Source organism: Prevotella sp. kh1p2 (genome assembly GCF_900111525.1).
Classification (GTDB): Bacteria; Bacteroidota; Bacteroidia; order Bacteroidales; family Bacteroidaceae; genus Prevotella.
Genome location: NZ_FOHY01000004.1, coordinates 74,819 through 96,695 on the forward strand (window position 1 = coordinate 74,819; position 21,877 = coordinate 96,695).

Sequence of the window (21,877 nt, forward strand, 5' to 3'; positions counted from 1 at the left end):
GGGGCCCTGCGTGCTATGCGTTGGCCTTGTCAATCCAGCTCTGAATCTCCTCCACGCCGGGCTTCTCGAACTCCAACTTGTACTTCTTGTGTATCTCGCCGAGCTTCTGTTGCAGCCCCTGGGCTTTCTCCGCCTTGATGTCGGATATGAGGTTGAAGCCTGCCTTGCGCAGAACGTACACCTCGTCTTCGGCCACACCGAGCTCTGCCCACTCCCTGATGCTGCTCTGCGGCATCTTGGCTTCGGGCTTGAGCTGTGGGAAGAGCATGATTTCCTGTATGTTCTCCTTGCCTGTCATGAGCATGACGAGGCGGTCGATACCGATGCCGATGCCCGATGTAGGCGGCATGCCGTACTGCAACGAGCGCAGGAAGTCGTAGTCGATAATCATGGCCTCGTCGTCTCCTTTTGCCGCCAACTTCATCTGATCCACAAAACGCTGCTCCTGGTCGATGGGGTCGTTGAGCTCCGAATAGGCGTTGGCCAGCTCCTTACCGTTAACCATGAGCTCGAAGCGCTCGGTGAGTCCGGGCTTTGAGCGGTGCATCTTGGTGAGCGGACTCATCTCTACGGGATAGTCGATGATGAACGTGGGCTGGATGAAAGTGCCCTCGCAGAACTCTCCGAAAATCTCGTCTATGAGCTTGCCCTTGCCGAAGCTCTCGTCAATGGTTTCCATCTTGAGTTCGTCAACGGCAATGTGGCGTATCTCGTCCTCGGTCTTTCCGTCGAGGTCGAAGCCCGTTTTCTCCTTGATGGCGTCAAGAATAGGGAGGCGCCTGAAGGGAGCCTTGAAGCTCACAGCTTTGTCTCCAATCGTCACCTCGTCAGTTCCGTTCACGGCGATGCAGATGGTTTCGAGCAGCTTCTCGGTGAATTCCATCATCCAGTTGTAGTCCTTGTAGGGCACGTAGAGCTCCACGCACGTGAACTCTGGGTTGTGGAAGCGGTCCATACCCTCGTTGCGGAAGTTCTTGCCAATCTCGTACACGCCCTCGAAGCCGCCCACGATGAGGCGCTTGAGGTACAGTTCGGTGGCTATGCGCATGTACATGTCGATGTTCAGTGCATTGAAGTGGGTGATGAAGGGGCGCGCGCTGGCACCGCCGGCGATGCTCTGCAGGATGGGCGTCTCAACCTCCGTGTAGCCTGCCTGGTCAAAGAAATTGCGCATGGTGCGCAGCACCGTGGCCCGTTTCAGGAACGTTTCCTTCACTCCGTCGTTCACTATCAGGTCCACGTAGCGCTGCCTTGCGCGCTGTTCTGGGTCGTCGAACTTGTCATAAGCCACGCCATCCTTGTACTTGACGACGGGCAGCGGCTTGATGCTCTTGCTCAACAACGTGAGCTGCTGCGCGTGAACGCTCACCTCGCCGGTCTGTGTCTTGAACACGAAACCTTTGATACCGATGATGTCACCGATGTCGAGCAGCTTCTTGAATACCTTATTGTAGAGGTCTTTATCATCGCCCGGGCAGATGTCATCGCGCGTGATGTAGACCTGGATGCGTCCTTTGCTGTCCTGTATCTCGGCAAAGCTGGCCTTGCCCATGATGCGTCTGCTCATCATGCGGCCTGCTATCACCACTTCTCTTTGCTCGTTCTCCTTGAATTCACGCTTGATATCGGTGGAGAAAGCGTTGGTAGGAAACGCTGCGGCGGGGTACGGATTGATGCCCATCTCACGCAGTTCTTGGAGACTCTGGCGGCGCCCAATCTCCTGCTCACTGAGTTCTAAAACATTCATGTCTGATATATATTCTTCTTTCTATACGATGCAAAGTTACGAAATTTATTTGAATGGCGGTTGCGTTTTTAAATTTTTACGCAACCCGGACGCGTTGATGAGCCTTTAAAAAGCATTCCGTGAGGGTGCGACAAGAGGTCGACAGGGGGCTTGAAGATATGCTCCGCGAACTTTCGACACTTGTCGCACGATTGTGTGACACCTGTCGAACATGAATTTGACACTTGTCGAAAGTTCCTGATGCACCCTTTCGGTACCGCGAGAGGACGGTGGCGGCACGGCGAGAAAAACCATGCAAATGTTGCCTGTGTAGCGGGTTTTGTGTAACTTTGCAGCTGATTTTGAAACAATCAGCACAAAATGAATTACTTGGGCGAAATCATCTCTATCGGCGTAGCTTTCTCCTGGACGCTTGCAGCCTTAGCAAGCGAAGTGGGAAGCAAGCACTTGGGCGTGTTTGTAATGAACGTGTGGCGCATGGCCTTGGCACTGCTTTTCTCGTGCCTGCTGTGCTGGGTGCTCATGGGTGACTTCCTGCCGGTGCACGCCGGCACGCGTGCATGGGTGTGGCTGCTGGCCTCCGGCGTGGTGGGTTACTTCTTCGGCGACTGGTGCCTCTTTAACAGTTACCTCACGATAGGCTCCCGTTACGGCCAGCTTTTTATGACGCTGGCGCCCATGTTCACGGCTCTCTTTGCCTGGGTGCTGATAGGGCAGACGCTCTCCTGGCACTCGCTGCTGGCCATGGCGGTAACGCTACTGGGCATCGCCATCAGCGTTTTCTCGCGCGGAGACCACAAGGCGAGCCTCTCCCTGCAGCTGCCGGCCAAGGGAATCATGTTCGGTATCGGCGCCGGACTGGGTCAGGGGCTGGGCCTGGTGTTGAGTAAGATAGGGTTGGATTATTATACGGCCAATGTTCCTGCAGGCCTCCTGCCGCGCGTGGTCAACTATCTGCCGTTCTCGGCCAACTCCATTCGCTGCATGGCCGGCCTGTTCTGCTTCTCGCTGTGGCTGCTGGCACGGGGCGGATTTGCCGACCTCAAGCGCAGCGTTCACGACCGCCGCGGCCTCTTGGCCATGCTCATCGCCGTTTTCTCGGGGCCGTTCATCGGCGTTGCCTTTTCGCTCATGGCCGTTCAGTACACGGCGGCCGGCATCGCGTCAACGCTCATGGCCATGACGCCCATCATCATTCTGCTGCCTTCCAAGTGGATGTTTCACCAGCCCATTACGCCCAAGGTGGTTGCCGGAGCTGTGATTTCGTGCATCGGCGTCAGCCTTTTCTTCCTGTTGTAGGGATGGTGAAGACGAATTGCAGTCCGCCTTCGGGATTGTTGCTTACGCTTATCTGGCCCTTGTGAATGAGCACCGCGTTCTTCACAATGGCCAGTCCGAGCCCCGTTCCGCCCATTTTGCGGCTTCTGCCCTTATCGATACGGTAGAAGCGTTCAAACAGTCGGGGCAGGTGTTCGGCCGGAACACCCACGCCGTTGTCCGCGAACGAGAACTGCCACAGGCCGTTTTGCTCGTGTGCGGTGAGCGTGATGTCGGTGCCGGTGCCGGCATAGGCTATGGCGTTATCGGTCAGATTGCGGAACACGCTGTACAGTAACGAGCGGTTGCCCTGCACCACGAGGCTTGCCGGCAGCAGGTTGTGGAAGCGCATGTTGCGGCTTTCCAATTGCAAAGCCGTTTCTTTCTGGATGTCGCGTACAGTCTCAGCGATGTCTACCTGTTCAAAGTCCATCATCTCCGGAGCATCGTCCATGCGGTTCAGTGTCGAGATATCGCGCAGCAGCGAGGTCAGTCGTTCGCTCTGGGCATAGCATCTTTGCAGGAATTGTGCCCTCGTAGGCTCGTCCATTTGCGGGTTCTCGGTAATGGTTTCCAGGTATCCTTGTATGCTGGCCACGGGTGTTTTCAGCTCGTGGGCAATGTTCTGGGTGAGCTGCCGCTTCAGGATATCCTGCTGTTGGCGGGTAGATTGCAGCCGTTTATACATCTTGATGATGCGTTCGGCTATTTCTCCCAGTTCGTCGTCGGGGAAGTCGGCCAGGTCTTCCGAGTCCAGGCTCTCGTTGTGATCGGCCTTGTAGGCAAAGCTGCGCAGCTTTGTCAGGTTCCGCCCCAGGCGGTTGGTGAAGCGGTAGAGAATAAAAGTGAGGATGATGAAAGCTGCCACGGCGAACCAGATAAAGTGCTGGTCGGCCTGCAGAGATTTGGAGAGGTTGTTGTCGTAGGGTAGGGCACTCCTGATGATGAAGCCCTCCTGCGGGTACCAAGTTGCCGAGTAGAAGTATTCGCGCTTCAAGGTAGCGCTGTTGCGCTCCACGGTCGAGCCCCTTCCTGACCGCAAGGCCTGGACAACTTCTTTGCGGTTGGCGTGATTGGAAATGCTGGCATAGTTCTTCCTGATATTGTCGAAGAACACTTTTCCATGCTTGTCGATGAGTGTTACCCTGATACCGTCGGCCCGATGGCGGCTTACGTAGCCGTTGAGTGTGGCCTCGTCGTGCCGTCCCTGGTAGCTCAGCCAGTCCTGCATCCTGTCATTGTAGTTCTGCAGGCGCGCGTTGAGTGCGTCAATCTTGAATTGTTTTTCGCGTTTCTGCTGGAAAACAATGAAGACGGCCGCAAACACCAGGAACAGTGCCATTACGCTCAGGTAGAGCTGTTTGTCGACGGGAATCCTCTTCATGCGTCAAAGTAATAGCCAAATCCCAGCCGAGTGACGATGCACTTGGCAAACCGGCCAATCTTCTTCCTTAGTCTCGTGATGTTTACATCGACCGTGCGGTTGAGCACCAGCACGTCTTTGGGCCAGATGCGGTCTATGAGTTCCTGCCTCGAAAACACCTTGCCACGCTCTTCGAGCAGCAGTTGCAGCAGCTCGAATTCGGTCTTCGTGAAGGGAATGTCGGTGCCGTCAATGCTCACAGTCTTCTTGTCAAGGTTCATTTCCAGCCCCTGGTAGCTGAGTACATGGGGCTGTTCGGCGTCTTTCTCGGCACTCCGCCTGAGCACGGCCCTCACCCTCACCGTCATTTCACGGATGGAGAAAGGCTTGGCTATGTAGTCGTCGGCCCCGAGGTTGAAGCCGCGCACGGTGTCGTTCTCTGTGTCGCGGGCCGTGAGGAAGATGATGGGAATGGCGGCGGTGGCAGGGTTCGACTTCAGCTGTTGTGCCAAGTCGAAGCCCGACTTGCCGCCCATCATCACGTCAAGCAGCAGCAGGTCGTAGCCTGCCACGCCCATAGTGAGCGCTTCTTCGGCCGAGTTGGCTGTGTCGACCTGATAACCGGCGGTTTCGAGATTGAACTTCAGAATCTCGCAAAGATCCTGTTCGTCGTCTACGACGAGTATTCTGTGAGGTTCGCTCATAGCTTATTGGTTTTCTGCTACAAAAATACAAATTATTTGCTTCATCCCTGTTGCCATGCTGCTATATTTTTTATTCCAGGAACTTTTTGGCTCCGCGCAGCTGGTGGCGCATGTTGCTGAGCAGCTGCTGGCTTTCCTGCAGCAGGTTGAGATATACGAGCGAGAGTTGCAGATACTCGTTGCCGCGCGTCTGCTGCATGCGGTCAATGTGCCGTTTGCGTGTAAGGCTCAGCTCGTCTTTCAGTGAGTCGGCGTCGGCCAGCACGTCCCGGTAATGCTCGAAGCGCCCTGTCGAAATCATGTCATTGGTTTGTTTCATCAGGTCATTGATGGTTCTGCGTATGGGTTCGTACTCTTCTTTCAGGCTGCGCGGTATGGGATTGAAGTTGTTCTCTACGTGTTCCTGAATGGGTTCCAGCATTCTGAGCGTGCAGTAGATGTACTGCGTGGCGGCGTTGACGCCGATGTGGAACCACGTGTTGCGCTCTATACCTATCTCAACGGGCACTTTCTTCAGTGCGATGAGTTCCTGCCGGCGGTCCTGCTTCAGTTCTCCTTTCTGCTTTTTCAGTTCCCTCTGCGCGTGGTGGAGCATGCGTGGCCTGTCGTCAAAGAAGCCGTCAACAATCTGGTTGTACTGCTCCAGGGTGAACATCGTCATGAAACTCTGGGTGCGGCCCACGTGTTTGCGCAGCAGCTCCCATACTATATCCGCATCGTGTGTGCGCATCATGAGTTCCGAGAGGCTCTTGCTGCTGTCTTTCTTGCTGCGATTGAACTTGCGGCTCGAGCTGATGAGCTGGTAGACTACAAAGATCATGAAGGCTGCCTGCACGATAATGCCGCCGTAGTACATGGCCAGGCACACAATCAGACTGGCCACGAAAGCCACGCCGGCCGTAATGAACCAGCCGCCGATAACGGCTATCACGCCCGTTACCCTGAACACGGCGCTCTCCCGTCCCCAAGCTTTGTCGGCCAGCGAGCTACCCATAGCCACCATGAAAGTTACGTAGGTGGTAGAGAGCGGCAGCTTGTAGTTGGTGCCGATGGTGATGAGCAGCGACGCGAGTACCAGGTTAACGGCGGCCCGCACCACGTCGAAGGCGGCTCCGTCGCTCAGTTCCGTGCCGCGCCGGTTAAACCTGAAGTTGAGCCAGCGCTGGATACCGTCGGGCATGTAGCTATCTATCGTGGAGGACATGTTCTGAAAGAAACGCACCAGACTCCTTGCTGCTCTCGAGGAGCCGAACATCTCCGTGTGCTCATCCTGCCGCGAGAGGTCGACCGAAGTCTTGATAACATGCTGCGCCTTCTTGGACGTTGCCATGGCCACTATCATGATGATGCCGGCCAGCAGCAGGTAGAGGGGCGGCGTCTTGGCACTCTCCGCCAGGCTCGTCATCATGAAGCTGGTGGGCGTGGAGCCGGCACCGTGGGCCATGTAGTCCTGATAACTGTCCAGTCCTGCCAACGGAACGCCGATGAAGTTCACCAGGTCGTTGCCCGCAAAGGCCATGGCCAGCGCGAAGGTACCCATGAGTACAACGAGCTTGAAGATGTTTACGCGCAGCAGATGGAGAACCTCCATGAGCACCGTTGAGCCCACGAAGGTGCCCACGATGAGCGTCCGCATGTTCTGTTCTATCCACTGGCGGCTCTCTTCTGATATGTAGGGGCTGTTGCCTACGCCCTTGAGAAAGATGAAATAAGCCAGCGCCGTAAAGGCGATACCGCCGAAGATGGCGATGGAATAACGCGAATGGTGCTTGTAGTTGAACGTGAAGACAACGCGCGTGAGCCACATCACGATGGTACCGAACACGAAGGCTATGGCCACGGAAACGAAGATGGCGATGATTACACTCATGGCCTTGTCCGTATTCAGCAGGTCGCCGAGGCCCAGGTCGGTACCGCCCATCAGCTTTATAGCTGCCAGGGCAAAGGTTGCTCCCAGCAGTTCAAAGACCAGCGACACCGTGGTCGAGGTGGGCATGCCGAGCGAGTTGAACACGTCGAGCACAATGATGTCGGTCACCATCACGGCCATGAAGATGGTCATTACTTCGTCGAACGAGTAATTCTGAGGTACCATGATGCCGTGGCGGGCCACGTCCATCATGCCCGATGACATGACGGCACCCGCCAGAACGCCGAACGAAGCGATGATGAGAATGGTCCTGAAGGTGCCTACACGGGCGCCTACGGCCGACTGCAGAAAGTTTACGGCGTCGTTGCTTACGCCCACAAAGAGGTCGAACACTGCCAAACAGAGCAGGAAGACGACAATAACTAAATAGATAGTTTCCATATATTCGGAATGGTTTTTTCTTCGCCGACAAAGGTATAACAACCGTATTACAGAAACTTTAAGCGCGTGTAACTATTCGTTTACATATATGTTACAATACTGTTACTGCCTCCTTGGGTAATCACCAGCCATCAATTACGGTGTAAAAGATGTGCTTCGGGAACTTTCGACACCTGTCGCACAATCATTCGACAAGTGTCACACAATCGTGCGACAAGTGTCAAAAGTTCCTGCTCCTATCTTTCAGCACTTTTTCGGCATGTTTTCAGCACCCCCGCAGCAGGCTATTCGGCACATGCCGGCATGGTTTCCCACTCCGGCTCGTGACTTCCGGGACCGGCAGAGAAAGCAACCGTTATATTTGGTTGTGTGTTTACAATTTGCTATCTTTGCCAAAGGTTTGTGTGTAGAACCTATGAAAAGTAAAAGGAACAATGGATATAGAAAAACAGAAGGAAATCATCAAGACCCAGGACGGGCTCTCCAACACGCTGGGCATGGAGTTCCTGTCAACTCCGGAAGAAGATACGCTCATGGCGCGCATGAAGGTTAACGGGCTTAACCGGCAGCCCTTCGGCTTCCTCTCGGGCGGAGCATCGCTGGCATTGGCCGAGAACGTGGCCGGTGTAGGCAGCATGGCGCTGTGTCCGGACAGAATTAGCGTGGGCATAAACGTGAGCGGCAGCCACCTGAAGGCCGTCATGGAGGGCGACGTGGTGACGGCCTACGCCAAGCTGCAGTTCAAGGGCCGCACGCTTCATGAGTGGCAGGTGGACATCAGGAACAGGAAAGGAGAACTGATATCGACCGTACACGTAACCAACTACGTGATTAGTCAGCGCAAGAAATGAGTGCTTTTGCCTGCTATCGTCTGCCCGATTCCACCTCTTACACCTATGTGGAGCAAACCGAAGGAGAGCCGCTCGAACTGCATGACTACGGACAGCTAAACGGCTGCCGGGGCTTCGTGATGGCCCCGTTCGCTGCGTCGGCGCTGCATCCTGTGCTGTTGTTGCGCCCCGATGTGGTACAGCAGCGGCCCTGCAGCACAGCAGAGACGGCGGGCCCCGTGGCCCACAGCGTTGGCGAAGCCGGCCGCGAGGGCTATGCCTCGGCCTTTGCCGCGTTCCACCGGCAGCTCTGTGCGGGCAAGTTCGGCAAGCTCGTGCTCTCGCGGAGCGTGGAGATAAGGCTGGCGGAGCCGGCTGATGGCAAGGCTCTCTTCCACAAGGCGTGCCGCCTGTACCCGCATCTGTTCATCGCCCTGGTGAGCACCGCCCGCAGCGGAGAGTGGCTCATGGCCACACCCGAGATACTGGCAGAGAGTGCCGACGGCACCCTCTGGCACACCATGGCACTGGCCGGAACGATGAAAAACAGCCAGGCTGCGGGCTTGGAGCCGGCATGGTCGGCCAAGAACAGGGCCGAGCAGCAGTTCGTTTCCGACTATATCGGTCGCCGCCTCCGCACGTTCGGCCTCCATGTTTCTGCCCGCGGGCCCTATACAACCACAGCTGCAGGGCTCTGCCACCTGCGCACCGACTTCACGTTCGGCCTGCATCCGGGCGTAGGAGTGGGCGATGTGGTGGCCCGCCTGCACCCCACGCCGGCCGTGTGCGGCATTCCCAAGGACGCCGCCCGCCGGTTCATCCTGGCTCACGAAGGCCTTGACCGCCGCTATTACAGCGGCTTCTGCGGCCCCATAGGCCTGCCCGGCGGCACGCATCTGTACGTGTCGCTGCGCTGCATGGAGCTGTTGGGCCACCGCTGCGTGCTGCATGCAGGCGGCGGACTGCTGCCTGAAAGCCGCGAGGAGAGCGAGTGGAACGAGACCGAAGCCAAACTCCAGACAATGAAACATGTATTCGAATAAAGATAATGTCAACATTCTCACGGCACTGCTCGTGAGCCACGGCGTGCGCCATGCGGTGGTGTGCCCGGGCAGCAGGAATGCTCCCATCGTTCATAACCTCAACGAGTGCCCCGCCATTACATGCTGGCCGGTTACTGACGAGCGGTCGGCGGGCTTCCAGGCGCTGGGCATCTGTCAGGCCACCGGCCAGCCCGTAGTGGTTTGCGTCACCTCCGGCACGGCGCTGCTCAACGTGGCACCGGCCGTGGCCGAGGCCTTTTACCAGCATCAGCCGGTAGTGGTTGTGAGCGCCGACCGCCCTCCGCAGTGGATTGACCAGCTCGACGGGCAGACGCTCCGGCAGCCTGCAGCCCTCTCCGGCTTTGTGAGCAAGAGCGTTACACTGCCCGAACCGCGCGACGAAGAGGAGCACTGGTACTGCAACAGGCTGGTAAACGAGGCCCTGATGGCCTGCAGGCAAGGCGGCGGAGGGCCCGTTCACATCAACGTTCCCATTACGGAGCCGCTGTTCGAGATGACCACCGCGCAGCTTCCCCGCGAACGGCTGATTAGTCTGTACACGCCTTCAACAACCGCTGTAGATGCTTCTCTCCTTGCCCGTTTTGAGCAGGCGGAGCGGCCCATGATAGTTGTAGGGCAACTGAAGCGCGACGCGCTGCCGACTGCTCTTTGCCGCCGGCTGAACGACTTGGGCTATGTGGTGTTGCAGGAGCAGCTGAGCGGCGGCTCACTGACGGCCTGCTGCCTGGATGAAGCTGTGCTCCTGGCCTCTCGGAGTGAGCGTTTCCTGCCCGATTTCATCCTCTACGTGGGCGATACGCTGGTGAGCAAGCGGGCCCGCAGGTTCCTGCGCCGCGCCCGTAAGGCGGAATGCTGGCTGATAAACGAGAGCGGCGCAGTGCACGATGTGCTCATGAACCTTACCGGAGTGGTGCAGGCTCGGCCCGCGGAAGTGCTCTCGCAGCTCCACAACCGCAGCTCGCACGCCTTTCGTAACTTGTGGGAAGCGGTGCTGATGCAGGCCATCGACCACCGCAACAGCTATCGTCCGCCTTACTCGCAGATGCTGGCCGTGCAACTGCTGGAGGCCCGGCTGCAGCTCGAAGACCCTTCTTCCGAGGTTCATTACGCCAACAGTACCGCCGTGAGACTGGGCAACATCTTTGCTTCTCACTACATTTACTGCAATCGGGGGGTAAATGGAATAGAGGGAAGTGTGTCTGCCGCGGCCGGCTACTCGCTCGTTACGGAGCGCAACGTGTACTGTGTGACGGGCGACTTGAGCTTCTTCTACGACCAGAATGCACTCTGGAACCGCAACCTCCGCGGCAATCTGCGCATCCTGCTGCTCAACAACGGCGGTGGCGGAATCTTCTATCAACTCAACGGGTTGCGCCAATCGGCCGCCTGCGATGAGCTTGTTGCGGCCCGGCATCATACCACCGCCGAGGGCATCTGCATGGAGAACAACGTCAGCTACTATGCTGCCCACAGCGCGGAGGCATTGGAGAGCCAGCTTGAAACGCTGACTTGCGGGCGTTCAGAGCGGCCAGTGCTGCTGGAAGTGTTCACCGACGCCGCCCGCGATGCAGCCATTTACGAACAATACTATCAATCATTAAGAATATGAAAAGAGAATGGGAAAAGATAGAGAGCTTCGACTTTAAGGAGATACTCTTCGAGAGTTACAACCACATTGCCAAGATAACCATCAACCGCGAGCGGTATCGCAACGCCTTCACCCCCCTCACCGTGTGGGAAATGAGCCAGGCTTTCAGCTACTGCCGCGAGTGTCCGGACATCCGGGTGGTCATCCTCACGGGTGCCGGAGACAAGGCTTTCTGCTCCGGAGGCGATATGCACGTCAAGGGAAAAGGCGGCTACGTGGGCACCGATGGTGTGCCCCGGCTCAACGTACTCGATGTTCAGATGCAGATACGCAGGCTCCCCAAGCCCGTCATTGCCATGGTTAACGGCTATGCCATTGGCGGAGGACACGTGCTGCACGTGGTCTGCGACCTCACGATAGCCAGTGAGAATGCCGTCTTCGGACAAACTGGGCCCAAGGTGGGGAGCTTCGATGCCGGCTTCGGAGCCAGCTATCTGGCTCGTATCGTGGGGCAGAAAAAGGCGCGCGAGATATGGTTCCTCTGTCGCCAATACAGTGCCCGGGAGGCCGAACGGATGGGACTGGTGAACAAGGTGGTGCCCTTCGACCGGCTCGAAGACGAGTGCGTGGACTGGGCGGAGACCATGATGGAACGCTCGCCGCTGGCCTTGCGCATGATGAAAGCAGGCTTCAATGCCGAACTCGACGGCCAGGCAGGCATCCAGGAGCTGGCCGGCGACGCCACCATGCTGTACTACACGCTTGATGAGGCACAAGAGGGAGGCCGCGCGTTCCTCGAGAAACGCAAGCCCGACTTCGACAAGTTTCCCCAGTTCCCCTAACTCTCAACGCTCTCAAACAGTTGGTAGAAGAGTGGCAAATGCCCGCTCTGCTCATTCAATTCATTATCAGATATGCCGAAATTCCATATAAGTATCACCGAGAAAACGCTGCATTTCAGGCAGCCGGCGGGAACTTCGAGGGGCGTGTACACCACGCGCCGCTCTTGGTTTGTTACCCTCACAAGTCCCCAAAAGCCGGGAGTGAAGGGAGTGGGGGAATGCGCCCCGTTGCCCGACCTGTCGTGCGATGCCCTCGCGGACTATGCCGAAATCCTGCAGGATGCCTGCAGGCTCGTGGCCACAACTGGCCGGACAGACTTCGATGAGCTGCGTCCGTACCCCTCGATGCTGTTCGGTCTGGAGACTGCCCTGGCCCAGTACGAGGCCGGGGGCTCACCTGCGCTGTTCGATACGGCCTTCGGCAGGGGCGAAGAAGGCATCCCCATCAACGGCCTGGTGTGGATGGGGAGCTTCGCCGAGATGTACAGCAGGCTGGAGAAAAAGCTGCAACAAGGCTTCCGCTGCGTAAAACTGAAGATTGGAGCGATAGACTTTGAGCAGGAGTTAGCCCTCGTGCGCCACATCCGAGAGGCATTCGGCAAGGAGCAGGTGGAACTGCGCGTGGACGCCAACGGCGGCTTCACGCCCGCCAATGCCATGCAACGGCTGGAGGCGCTGGCCCCCTACGGCATTCATTCCATTGAGCAACCCGTCCGCCAACGGCAATGGGAAGCAATGGCGAAGCTGTGCCGTGAGAGCCCGATACCCATCGCCCTGGACGAGGAACTCATAGGGGTGAACAGCCCGGAGGCAAAGAAAGAGCTGCTCGACACCCTCCGCCCGGCCTTCATTGTGCTGAAACCGAGCCTGCACGGAGGCATGTCCGGCTCGCGCGAATGGATTCAGCTGGCCCGCGAGAGGGGCATTGGCAGCTGGATAACGAGTGCCCTGGAGAGCAACGTAGGCCTCAATGCGATAGCCCACTTCTGTGCTTCCGTCTACGGGCCTCACATCTCCATGCCGCAAGGTCTGGGCACCGGACAGCTCTTTACGGACAATATCGACATGCCGCTGCTAATCAAAGGAGACCAGCTATGGTACTGCAAGAATTCTTAGACGAGTGGAACAACGCCTCCGACAGCGTGCTGGTGCACACCAGCGGCTCCACCGGAGAGCCTAAACCCATGTGGGCGGAGAAGCGGCGGATGCTGGCCTCGGCCCGCATCACGTGCGATTTCTTGGGCTTGAAGCCCGGTGAGAGGGCCTTGCTCTGCATGTCCTTGGATTACATAGCGGGCAAGATGATGGTTGTGCGGGCGCTGGAGCGAGGCCTGCAACTGGTGGCCGTTGAGCCCGATGGCCATCCGCTGGCCGGCGTGGAGGGGCCGATAGACTTTGCGGCCATGGTTCCCATGCAGGTTTACAACAGTCTGCAGGTGCCCGAGGAGCGCCGCAGACTGATGCAAATAGGCAACCTCATCATTGGCGGAGGTGCGATAGACGACCGCATGGAGCGCCAGTTGCGGAGCTTTCCCCATGCCGTGTGGAGCACGTACGGCATGACGGAGACCCTCTCGCACATCGCTCTGCGCCGCCTGAGCGGCCCCGCAGCAAGCCCGTGGTACATGTCTTTCGATACGGTAAAGGTGAGTCTGGACGATGAAGGCTGCCTGGTAATCGACGCGCCGGCCGTGCACGAGGGCCGTCTTGTTACCCACGACCGCGCCGAACTCTCGTCTCGCGGCTTCCGCATCATCGGCCGCAAGGACAACGTCATCTGTTCCGGAGGCATCAAAATACAGGCAGAAGAGGTGGAACGGGCGCTGAAACCGTTCATGCGCGGCGGCTTCATGATAACCAAACGCAAAGATGAAAAGTTCGGCGAGATAGTGGTCATGCTGACCGAACAGACCGACATGGCCGAAGTAGAGGAGCTTTGCGTGGCCGCGCTGCCCAAATACTGGTGCCCGCGCAGATACATCCACGTGGCGCAGATACCGCTTACCGAAACCGGAAAGCCCGCCCGCGCCGTGGCCGAACGCATGGCCCGCGAGGCCGGTTGACGGTCTCCCGCCCTGCTTCCTGCCATCACCTTATTATATATAGGCCCTCTCTTAATCGCAGTGAGGCCATCTCACTATCGTAGTGAGGCCATCTCACTATCGCAGTGAGGCCATCTCACTATCGTAGTGAGGCCATCTCACTACAGCAGTGAGCATAGCTCCTTATCGTAAAGAGCTATGCTCCTTATCGTAAAAAGCTATGCTCCTTACTGTAAAGAGCTATGCTCCTTATCGTAAAAAGCATAGCTCCTTAGGTGTGAGATGATAACTGAAAGGGGCGCGGAGGCCCGCGGAGCGACTGCTATGCCTCGCGGATGAAGTCGAGTGCAGCCTTGATTTCTTCCTCCGTAGCCGTGCGGTTGATGCGTATGTCGCCTACGTTGCCAAGCAGGGTGAAGTTTATCTGGCCGTTTATGTTCTTCTTGTCGTGCGTCATGAGCTCGAGTATGTGGGGATAATCGTTGCACGTGATGGGCGGTACGCCATAGTAGCTGCGGATGAAACTCACCGTTTGGCAGAGCCTGTCGGTGGGGAATTGCGTCTTTATCGCGCTCAGGTACAGCTCGCCCGTGAGGCCGTAGGCCACGGCATAGCCATGCAGCAGGGGCTGCCGGCCCGGCACTTGCTCCATCGACCACTCCTCGATGGCGTGCCCGATGGTGTGCCCCAGGTTGAGTGCCTTGCGGCTGTCGCGTTCCTTGGGGTCTTTCTTTACGATGCGTTGTTTTATCCGCACCGATTTGGTGAGCATGGTCTGCAGCTGCTCCAAGTCGGGTTCGGCCAAGTTGAAGTTCAGCAACTCGGCCCACGTCTGCTCGCTGTCGATGAGCGCGTGCTTCAACATTTCGGCGTATCCGGACCGCAGGTTGCTCTCGTCGAGCGTCTTCAGGAAGTCCGTGTTGAGGATAACGAAGCGGGCGTTGCTGAACACTCCAATCTCATTCTTTAGTCCTCCGAAGTTGAAACCCGTCTTTCCGCCGGTCGCGGCGTCTACCATCGCGAGCAGCGTTGTGGGCATGTTGATGAAGTCGATACCTCTTTTATAAGTGGAGGCAGCGAACCCTCCCAGGTCTGTTACCATGCCTCCGCCCAGGTTGATGAGGCAACTGTGGCGTGTGGCGCCGCCTGCTTCCAGCTCGTGCCACACCTTTACCACGGCGTCGAGGCCCTTGTTGGCGTCGCCGGCGGGGGTCACGATGAGGCGCGCCTGCCTGAGACTGAAGAAGTCTCGGATAACGGGCCAGCACTGGCGGGCGGTGTTTTCGTCGGTCAGGACAAATATCCTGTCGTGTCCGCACTCTGAAATGGCCAGTGCCGTTTCCTGTTTCAAATTCTTGGAATCTATGATTTTCTGCTCAATATTCATAACTTTACTATATTCGTTACCAACAAATGTACGACAGTTTATGCAACATCAATGACTTGTTACCGTTTATTTAATAGTTTTTATCATTAGCTTCTCCTAAACTGCTCATAAGTACACGTAAGTGAGCAAGAATCAGTAAGTTTCGCCATTTAAGGCGTGCGGCTTAAACGGTTGTGCGCAGCCGGAAATCGTCTGCCGTCCTCATTGCTTTTTACTCGGGCTGGGAGGCATGCAGAAACCGCATGTCCGGTCCGGGAGCAGAGCTCCTTTACGGCATGCGGTGATAGGATGAAGCGGTGCCTGCGGGCACCTGACTGGGTTGCGCTACGCAGCTTCGTTCTGCTGCGGGCTCCCGCTCTGTTTGGGCGTAGGCAGCAGCCAGGCAAATAAATCGAGTGCAAGAATGAACCACCAGAAGTAAGCCAGCTTGTTCAGGCCTAAGGCATAGTCTACCAACAGGCCGATAACAGCAAGGGCTACCGAGAGAACTTTTTCACTCAGTGTTCCCATCATCCAAGAGAAGAATGCCTGCTTGTCTCTCCTGAAAACAACAACTGCTATTGCCAAATCTGCCAGAAGAAGTACGCCAAGAATAGCGGTACATATATAAAACAAGGTGTCGTTGCTTTCCAATACGGGCAAAATGACCCAAAACATCATCCATGCGAGGAAGAGAGAAGACAGCAGTGAGCTGTAATTTTGCGTTGTTTTGTTCTGGTTGTTCATAATAGTTGGAATTTAGGGTCTGTTGTTATGTTTTGTATCCAGAAAGTATCTGGATCTTCTTCAGGGTCAAATTTAGGTATAAAATGTAAAAGCAGCAAGCGTTTCAGCGACTTTTTTATATACATAACGAATATTTTATCTGGTGCCGGAGCTATGCTTCGGGAACTTTTGACAAGTGTCGCACAATCTTTCGACACCTGTCGCACGATCTTTCGACAAGTGTCAAAAGTTCCTGAAGCATACCATTAGCGACCCGATAATCATCTACCGGCGCCCTTGCCGAGGCACTTTTGTGGGCTTTTTTAACAATAGCGCGATTAAACCATCGGCTGCTCCGTACATCTAAAAACCAAAAGATAAAAACTAAATGGAATGAAACTAAAGATTTTGATGCTTCTGTTTCTGCTCCCGGCGATGGCCACGTGGGCCGCTCCCGACAGGCAGATAACAGGCAAACTGATAGACAAAGACTCGAAGGAAGGCGTGATGCAGGCCACGATACAGTTGCTGCAGCCCGACAGTACGTTCATAGGCGGCACGGTGTCTAATGAAGACGGCCTCTTCTTTGTCAACGCCCCGCGCAACGGCAAGTATCTGCTCAAGATATCGAGCGTGGGCTATACCACCCTCATCAAGCACATAGAGATATCCCAGGAGAAAGACCTCGCCATGGGAAACATCACGATGAGCACCGATGCCATCATGCTCAAGGGCGCCACGGTGGTGGGTCAGGCCATGAAGGTAACGCTCAAGGAGGACACGTTTGTGTACAACTCGGCGGCCTACCGCACGCCGGAAGGCTCTACGATAGAGGAGTTGGTGAAGCGACTTCCCGGTGCCCAGGTTGACGACAACGGCAAGATTACCATCAACGGAAAGGAAGTGAAGAAGATACTTGTTGACGGAAAAGAATTCATGACGGGCGATACAAAGACGGCACTGAAGAACCTTCCCACCTCCATTGTTGACCGCATAAAGGCTTACGACCAGCGTAGCGACCTCTCGCGCGTAACGGGCATAGACGACGGTGAGGAGGAAACGGTGCTCGACTTCGGCGTGAAACCGGGCATGAACCACGGCATGTTTACCAACATAGACCTGGGTGTGGGCACCAAGAGCCGCTACTCGGGGCGCGGCATGGGGGCAGTTTTTACCGACAAGTCGCGCTTCATGCTCTTTGCCAACGCCAACAATACCAACGACATGGGCTTCCCCGGGGGCGGCGGATACGGCCGGTGGGGAGCCGGCCGGCAAGGACTGAACGCCACCAAGATGATAGGCGGCAACTACAACTTCGAGATAAAGGACAAGATACAGATAGACGCCAGCCTGCGCTGGAACCACTCCAACGGCGACGTGCACACCATACAGTCGACCCAGAACTTTGTGGGTACGGGTGCGCAGGCATCATCCTACGGCAACAGCATTGCCCAGAACTACAGCCGCAGCAACAGTTGGGACGGCCGGCTGAGGCTGGAGTGGAAGCCCGACACAATGACCAACATCATGTTCAGGCCATCGTTCACCTGGTCTACGGGCGACGGCCGCGGGCTCAACACATCGGCTACGTTCAACGAGGACCCGTATCTGTACGTCTCGTCGCCGCTGAGTACCGAGGCATTGGCACAGCTGGCGGCCGACAGCACGGTTGTAAACTCATCAAATTCAACCAACATCAGCTATTCCACCGACAAGAACCTGCGGGGCATGTTGCAGTACAACCGCCGGCTGGGCAACAAGGGGCGCAACTTCACCCTGCGCGTTGACGGCAACTACGGCAAGTCGGACAGCCAGAGCCTGCAGCTGAACAACGTGCGCCTTTATCTGCTCCAAACGCTTGCCGGCACCGACTCAACCTACATGACCAACCGCTACAACACCATGCCCACCACCAACTACGGCTACCGCCTGCAGGCAACGTACAGCGAACCGCTGTGGCGGGCCACGTTCCTGCAGCTGAGGTACAGCTTCAGATACAGCTACAGCAAGAGCGACAGGTCAACGTACGACTTCAGTCATGTTACGCCCGGCCTCTTCGACGGCGTGGTTCCGGCCTACCGGCAGTGGAATGACTACCTCTCGCTGCTAGCCAATCCCGTTGAAACTTACCTGAACAGCGACCTCAGCCGGTTCTCGGAATACAAGAACTACATCAACGAGTTCGAAGTCATGTTCCGCATGATAAGGCCCAAGTACAACTTCAACGTGGGTGTGATGGTGCAGCCGCAGAAGTCCAACTACGTGCAGAACTACCAGGGAATACACGTTGACACCACGCGAACGGTTACCAACGTGACGCCTACTCTCGACTTCCGCTACCGCATAAGCAAGGTGAGCAACCTGCGCATCAACTACCGCGGAACCACCAGCCAGCCGTCCATGAGCCAGCTGCTCGACATTACCGACGACAGCAACCCGCTGAACATATCGAAAGGAAACCCAGGTCTGAAGCCCTCGTTCACCAACCGCTTCCGCCTCTTCTACAATAATTATATAGAGAAACATCAGCGTGCCATCATGACGTTCGTGAACTACAGCAACACGCGCAACAGCATCAGCAACAAGGTAACGTACAATGAAGCAACCGGCGGACGCACTACGCAGCCCGAGAACATAAACGGCAACTGGGATGCCATGGGCGCCTTCATGTTCAACACGGCCTTAGACTCGGCCGGATACTGGAACGTGAACACCTTTACCAACGCCAACTACAACAACTACGCGAGCTATCTGGTGCCGGCGGGAGCAAGGGAATCGGTGAAAAACATTACGCGTTCGCTCACCTTGGGGGAACGTCTGGGGGGCGGATACCGCAACGACTGGCTGGAAGTGAACCTCGACGGGTCGGTCAATTACACCCACTCGCGCAACAAACTGCAGCCCGACAACGACCTCGACACGTGGCAGTTTGCCTACGGAGGGAACGTGAACGTGAACCTGCCGTGGGGTATGAGCATCTCGTCGGATATACATGAGAACAGCCGCCGCGGGTACAACGATGCCGCGATGAACACCAACGAGCTGGTGTGGAATGCGCAGCTGTCGCAGGGTTTCTTGAAAGGCAACGCGCTGACGGTATCGCTGCAGTTCTACGACATATTGCACAACCAGAGCAACTTCAGCCGAACCATCAACGACGTGCTGCGCAGCGACACGCAGTACAACAGCATCAACAGCTATGCCATGCTGCACGTTATTTATCGCCTGAACATTTTCGGCGGCCAGCGTCGGCAGGACAGCGACAACGGACCTGGCTTCGGTGGTTCCGGCAGACGTCATGGCAGCGGCGGACCGGGTTCGCGTGGCGGCTTCGGCGGGCGCAGAATGTTCTGACGAAACAAAAAAGCCATCAGGCGGGCGGATATTTCCAGCCCTCTGATGGCTATAGTTTTTCGATGACTTTCCTGATTGTCAATGGAAAGTATCGTATCTCCAAATCGTGTTCTTTACGGGCAATGGTCGCCACGTCGTCATCGGGCGAGAGTGGCGTCCGGTACTGGGCGATGATGTCGCCGCCGTCCATCTGCTCGTTCACCCAGTGCACCGTCATGCCTGTTTCACGCTCGCCGGCGGCTTTCACGGCTTCGTGCACATGGTGGCCGTACATGCCCTTGCCGCCGAATTTGGGCAGCAGGGCAGGGTGAAGGTTAATCATGCGGTGGTCGAAGGCCTTGACCAAGAAGTCGGGAATGTAGAGCAGGAAGCCTGCCAGCACGATGAAATCAATCTCATAGTCGGCCAGCAGCGAGAGCAGTTTGTCCTTCTCGCCGAATTGAGGCTTTGGCATAACGGCTGTAGGAACGTGCAGCCGGCGGGCTCTGGTGAGTGCATAGGCATCCGGCTTGTTGCTAAGTACCAGGGCAATGCGGATGTCGGGGTCGGCTTCAAAATACCGGATGATGTTCTCGCAGTTGCTTCCGTTGCCTGAAACGAATATCGCTATGTTCATGGTTGTTGGTTTTTACGTGGATGGTTGACGGGCTGCAGGATGGTCGCATCATTCGTCTTCGCTGCTGAAATAGTCGTCATCAAAGCCGAATACCGTTGGGTCAACAAAGGCATCGATGGCCCGGCGGTCTTTCTTGGTAGGCCTGCCGGTGCCGCGGGCGCGGTCAACGAATCCGCTGATACGGCTCATTTTCAGCAGCTCATACTGCTTGGCATCGGTCACGTTCTCGTAAACTTCGGGCACGAGCTTGGCCCCCACGCGCTGCTCTATCGGCTTGAGAACCTTGAAAGAGTAGGTGATGGGCGACTTCCTGACGCTTATCACCTCGCCGGCCTTTATCATGTGCGAGGGTTTTACGTTCACGCCGCCAATGGTTACGCGGCTGTTCTTGCAGGCGTCGGCAGCAATGGAGCGGGTCTTGAAGATGCGGGCAGCCCACAGCCATTTGTCTATCCGGGCCTGCCCCGTTGCCATGCTGTTGGCAGAAGTAGGTTGTTTTGTCATCTTCCTAACTTGTTAAACTGGTTCATGGTGATGTCGATACCGGCCAGAACGAAGCTCCTGATGATTTCAACCGCAGTGTCGATAGCCGGTTGAAGGGTTTTCAGCTCGTCGTCGCTGTATCTGCCCAGCACCCATTCTACTTGCCTTCCGCGCGGAAACTCGTTGCCTACGCCCATCCTGAGGCGGGCGTAATTATGCCCTATCAGCTGCTGGATGTTGCCCAGCCCGTTGTGTCCGCCGTTGCTTCCGTTGGCTTTCAGGCGGAAATGTCCTAAGGGCAGAGCGATGTCGTCTACGCATACCAGCAAGTGTCTCTGCGGTATTTTTTCCTTGCCGAGCCAGTATCTCACGGCGTTGCCGCTCAGGTTCATGAAGGTTGTAGGCTTGAGCAGCGTCACCTGTCGGCCCTTGATGGCGGTCTGGGTGATGAAGCCGTAGCGCCTGTCATCAAAAACAATATTGGACGCCTTAGCAAAAGCGTCCAATATCATAAAGCCGGTATTGTGTCTGGTTCCTTGGTACTCGTCACCAGGATTGCCCAGTCCTACAATCAAATATTTCTCCATATTCTATTCTGAAGTCAAACTAATCCGCCTCGAAAGCGGGCGAATGAGGAGGCGTTTCCTCCTTATTCAGCTTCGGGAGTGCTCTCTTCAGTCTCTTCTGTTGTTGCCACTGCGGCAGTTGCAGCCTGTCGGGTCATCTTGATGGAGCAAACTACAACGTCCTTGCTGGTCTTCAGTTCCAAGCCTTCATACGACAGTTCGCCTACCTTGATGCTCTTGCCGATGGTCAGCTTGGTAACATCAACGTCCAGATGTTCGGGTATCTGCTGGTAAGGAGCGCAGACATTAATCTTACGGATGGAGAGGTTCATGCGGCCACCGTCGCGGACACCCTGCGCCAGACCAACCAACTTAACGGGAATACCGATAGTGATGGGCTTGCTCTCGTTCACTTCAAGGAAGTCGACATGCAGCAGCGCGTCGGTAACCGGATGGAACTGCAGCTCCTTGAGGATAGCAGTGTGGTGCTCGCCGTCGATGTTCAGATTGATAACATAGATGTGCGGAGTGTAAACAATCTTACGGAGTTCGCTCATGGGCGATGCAAACGCCACTGCCAGTGGCTTGCCGTCGGCCATAGCTTCACCGTAGAGGTTACATGGAACCATACCTTCCTTGCGGAGAGTTTTAGAAGCCTTCTTTCCAAGGTCTGTGCGCTTCTTGCCTGATACATTAATTTCTTTCATAATGTGTTACTCTAAATTAAAAATTGGTCATTAATTCGCCATCACACATGGCATTGTGCCCTGTAGCCTGAAGCTGCGGTTCGCGGCCGCAGCCTCAAAACTGCAAAAGCGGTGCAAAGGTACGGTTTTTCCGTGACATGTGCAAAGTTTATCTTAAAAAAACATATTTCCATTGTCTTTTCTTGTGGGTTCTGCAGAAAATATCTATTTTTGCAACATAAATACGAACGCACAACTAAATAATTGTTAGA

18 protein-coding genes are annotated in these 21,877 nt (G+C 56.1%); 8 read left to right on the forward strand and 10 right to left on the reverse strand.

The genetic code is table 11. The annotated features are described in order from the left end of the window. Positions 1 to 13 precede the first annotated feature (13 nt). Positions 14 to 1,747 (reverse strand): lysine--tRNA ligase, encoded by a 1,734-nt coding sequence (gene lysS, locus BMW31_RS03700; protein ID WP_091821189.1) that lies wholly within the window; start codon positions 1,745 to 1,747, stop codon positions 14 to 16. 360 nt (positions 1,748 to 2,107) lie between these two features. Between lysS and BMW31_RS03705 the strand changes: the two genes are divergently transcribed. Continuing rightward, positions 2,108 to 3,046 (forward strand): DMT family transporter, encoded by a 939-nt coding sequence (locus tag BMW31_RS03705; RefSeq protein WP_091821192.1) that lies wholly within the window; start codon positions 2,108 to 2,110, stop codon positions 3,044 to 3,046. On the opposite strand, the gene BMW31_RS03710 is transcribed toward BMW31_RS03705, so the two are convergent. The 3 genes from BMW31_RS03710 to BMW31_RS03720 form a co-directional block, all read right to left on the reverse strand. Beyond that, the gene (locus tag BMW31_RS03710) at positions 3,024 to 4,448 is read right to left on the reverse strand and encodes a sensor histidine kinase (RefSeq protein ID WP_091821195.1); all 1,425 of its coding nucleotides are present in this window, start codon (positions 4,446 to 4,448) and stop codon (positions 3,024 to 3,026) included. The two genes, BMW31_RS03705 and BMW31_RS03710, sit on opposite strands and share 23 nt — an antisense overlap. Then, positions 4,445 to 5,131 (reverse strand): response regulator, encoded by a 687-nt coding sequence (locus tag BMW31_RS03715; RefSeq protein WP_091821198.1) that lies wholly within the window; start codon positions 5,129 to 5,131, stop codon positions 4,445 to 4,447. Before BMW31_RS03715 ends, BMW31_RS03710 begins: the two co-directional genes overlap by 4 nt. Positions 5,132 to 5,201: 70 nt before the next feature. Continuing rightward, entirely contained in the window at positions 5,202 to 7,442 is a 2,241-nt protein-coding gene (locus tag BMW31_RS03720; RefSeq protein WP_091821202.1) for an inorganic phosphate transporter, read from the reverse strand. A gap of 434 nt (positions 7,443 to 7,876) precedes the next feature. Between BMW31_RS03720 and BMW31_RS03725 the strand changes: the two genes are divergently transcribed. From BMW31_RS03725 to BMW31_RS03750, 6 genes are all read left to right on the forward strand, one after another. Beyond that, complete coding sequence (locus BMW31_RS03725; protein ID WP_091821206.1) at positions 7,877 to 8,293, forward strand: PaaI family thioesterase; 417 nt, start codon at positions 7,877 to 7,879, stop codon at positions 8,291 to 8,293. Beyond that, a complete protein-coding gene (locus BMW31_RS03730; RefSeq protein WP_091821209.1) occupies positions 8,290 to 9,315 on the forward strand; it encodes a chorismate-binding protein in 1,026 nt (341 codons plus the stop codon). Before BMW31_RS03725 ends, BMW31_RS03730 begins: the two co-directional genes overlap by 4 nt. Beyond that, positions 9,302 to 10,945, forward strand: coding sequence for a 2-succinyl-5-enolpyruvyl-6-hydroxy-3-cyclohexene-1-carboxylic-acid synthase (gene menD / locus BMW31_RS03735; RefSeq protein WP_091821212.1), 1,644 nt, complete (start codon positions 9,302 to 9,304; stop codon positions 10,943 to 10,945). The genes BMW31_RS03730 and menD overlap by 14 nt, the downstream gene beginning before the upstream one ends. Further along, positions 10,942 to 11,766: a 1,4-dihydroxy-2-naphthoyl-CoA synthase gene (gene menB, locus BMW31_RS03740; RefSeq protein WP_091821215.1), complete on the forward strand. Its 825-nt coding sequence runs from the start codon at positions 10,942 to 10,944 to the stop codon at positions 11,764 to 11,766. The genes menD and menB overlap by 4 nt, the downstream gene beginning before the upstream one ends. Before the next feature lie 72 nt (positions 11,767 to 11,838). Continuing rightward, positions 11,839 to 12,882 (forward strand): o-succinylbenzoate synthase, encoded by a 1,044-nt coding sequence (gene menC / locus BMW31_RS03745; RefSeq protein ID WP_091821218.1) that lies wholly within the window; start codon positions 11,839 to 11,841, stop codon positions 12,880 to 12,882. Next, positions 12,861 to 13,829, forward strand: a complete 969-nt coding sequence (locus BMW31_RS03750) for an AMP-binding protein (protein ID WP_091821221.1) — start codon at positions 12,861 to 12,863, stop codon at positions 13,827 to 13,829. The genes menC and BMW31_RS03750 overlap by 22 nt, the downstream gene beginning before the upstream one ends. A gap of 301 nt (positions 13,830 to 14,130) precedes the next feature. On the opposite strand, the gene BMW31_RS03755 is transcribed toward BMW31_RS03750, so the two are convergent. Together BMW31_RS03755 and BMW31_RS03760 are read right to left on the reverse strand one after the other, a co-directional pair. Next, complete coding sequence (locus BMW31_RS03755) at positions 14,131 to 15,195, reverse strand: 3-dehydroquinate synthase (protein ID WP_091821225.1); 1,065 nt, start codon at positions 15,193 to 15,195, stop codon at positions 14,131 to 14,133. 324 nt (positions 15,196 to 15,519) lie between these two features. Then, positions 15,520 to 15,921 carry a hypothetical protein gene (locus BMW31_RS03760; RefSeq protein ID WP_091821228.1) on the reverse strand — a complete coding sequence of 134 codons (402 nt, stop codon included), beginning with the start codon at positions 15,919 to 15,921 and terminating at the stop codon, positions 15,520 to 15,522. Between the two features lie 372 nt (positions 15,922 to 16,293). On the opposite strand from BMW31_RS03760, the gene BMW31_RS03765 reads away from it, so the two are divergent. After that, a complete protein-coding gene (locus tag BMW31_RS03765; RefSeq protein WP_091821231.1) occupies positions 16,294 to 19,254 on the forward strand; it encodes a TonB-dependent receptor in 2,961 nt (986 codons plus the stop codon). Between the two features lie 49 nt (positions 19,255 to 19,303). Here the strand turns inward: BMW31_RS03765 and purN are convergent, their stop codons facing one another. The 4 genes from purN to BMW31_RS03785 form a co-directional block, all read right to left on the reverse strand. Next, the gene (gene purN / locus BMW31_RS03770) at positions 19,304 to 19,870 is read right to left on the reverse strand and encodes a phosphoribosylglycinamide formyltransferase (protein ID WP_091821234.1); all 567 of its coding nucleotides are present in this window, start codon (positions 19,868 to 19,870) and stop codon (positions 19,304 to 19,306) included. Positions 19,871 to 19,918: 48 nt separating this feature from the next. Next, positions 19,919 to 20,374 (reverse strand): RNA-binding S4 domain-containing protein, encoded by a 456-nt coding sequence (locus tag BMW31_RS03775; protein WP_255404806.1) that lies wholly within the window; start codon positions 20,372 to 20,374, stop codon positions 19,919 to 19,921. Then, positions 20,371 to 20,940, reverse strand: coding sequence for an aminoacyl-tRNA hydrolase (pth, locus tag BMW31_RS03780; RefSeq protein WP_091821237.1), 570 nt, complete (start codon positions 20,938 to 20,940; stop codon positions 20,371 to 20,373). The genes BMW31_RS03775 and pth overlap by 4 nt, the downstream gene beginning before the upstream one ends. A 62-nt stretch (positions 20,941 to 21,002) precedes the next feature. Continuing rightward, positions 21,003 to 21,626, reverse strand: a complete 624-nt coding sequence (locus BMW31_RS03785; RefSeq protein WP_091821240.1) for a 50S ribosomal protein L25/general stress protein Ctc — start codon at positions 21,624 to 21,626, stop codon at positions 21,003 to 21,005. Positions 21,627 to 21,877 lie beyond the last annotated feature (251 nt).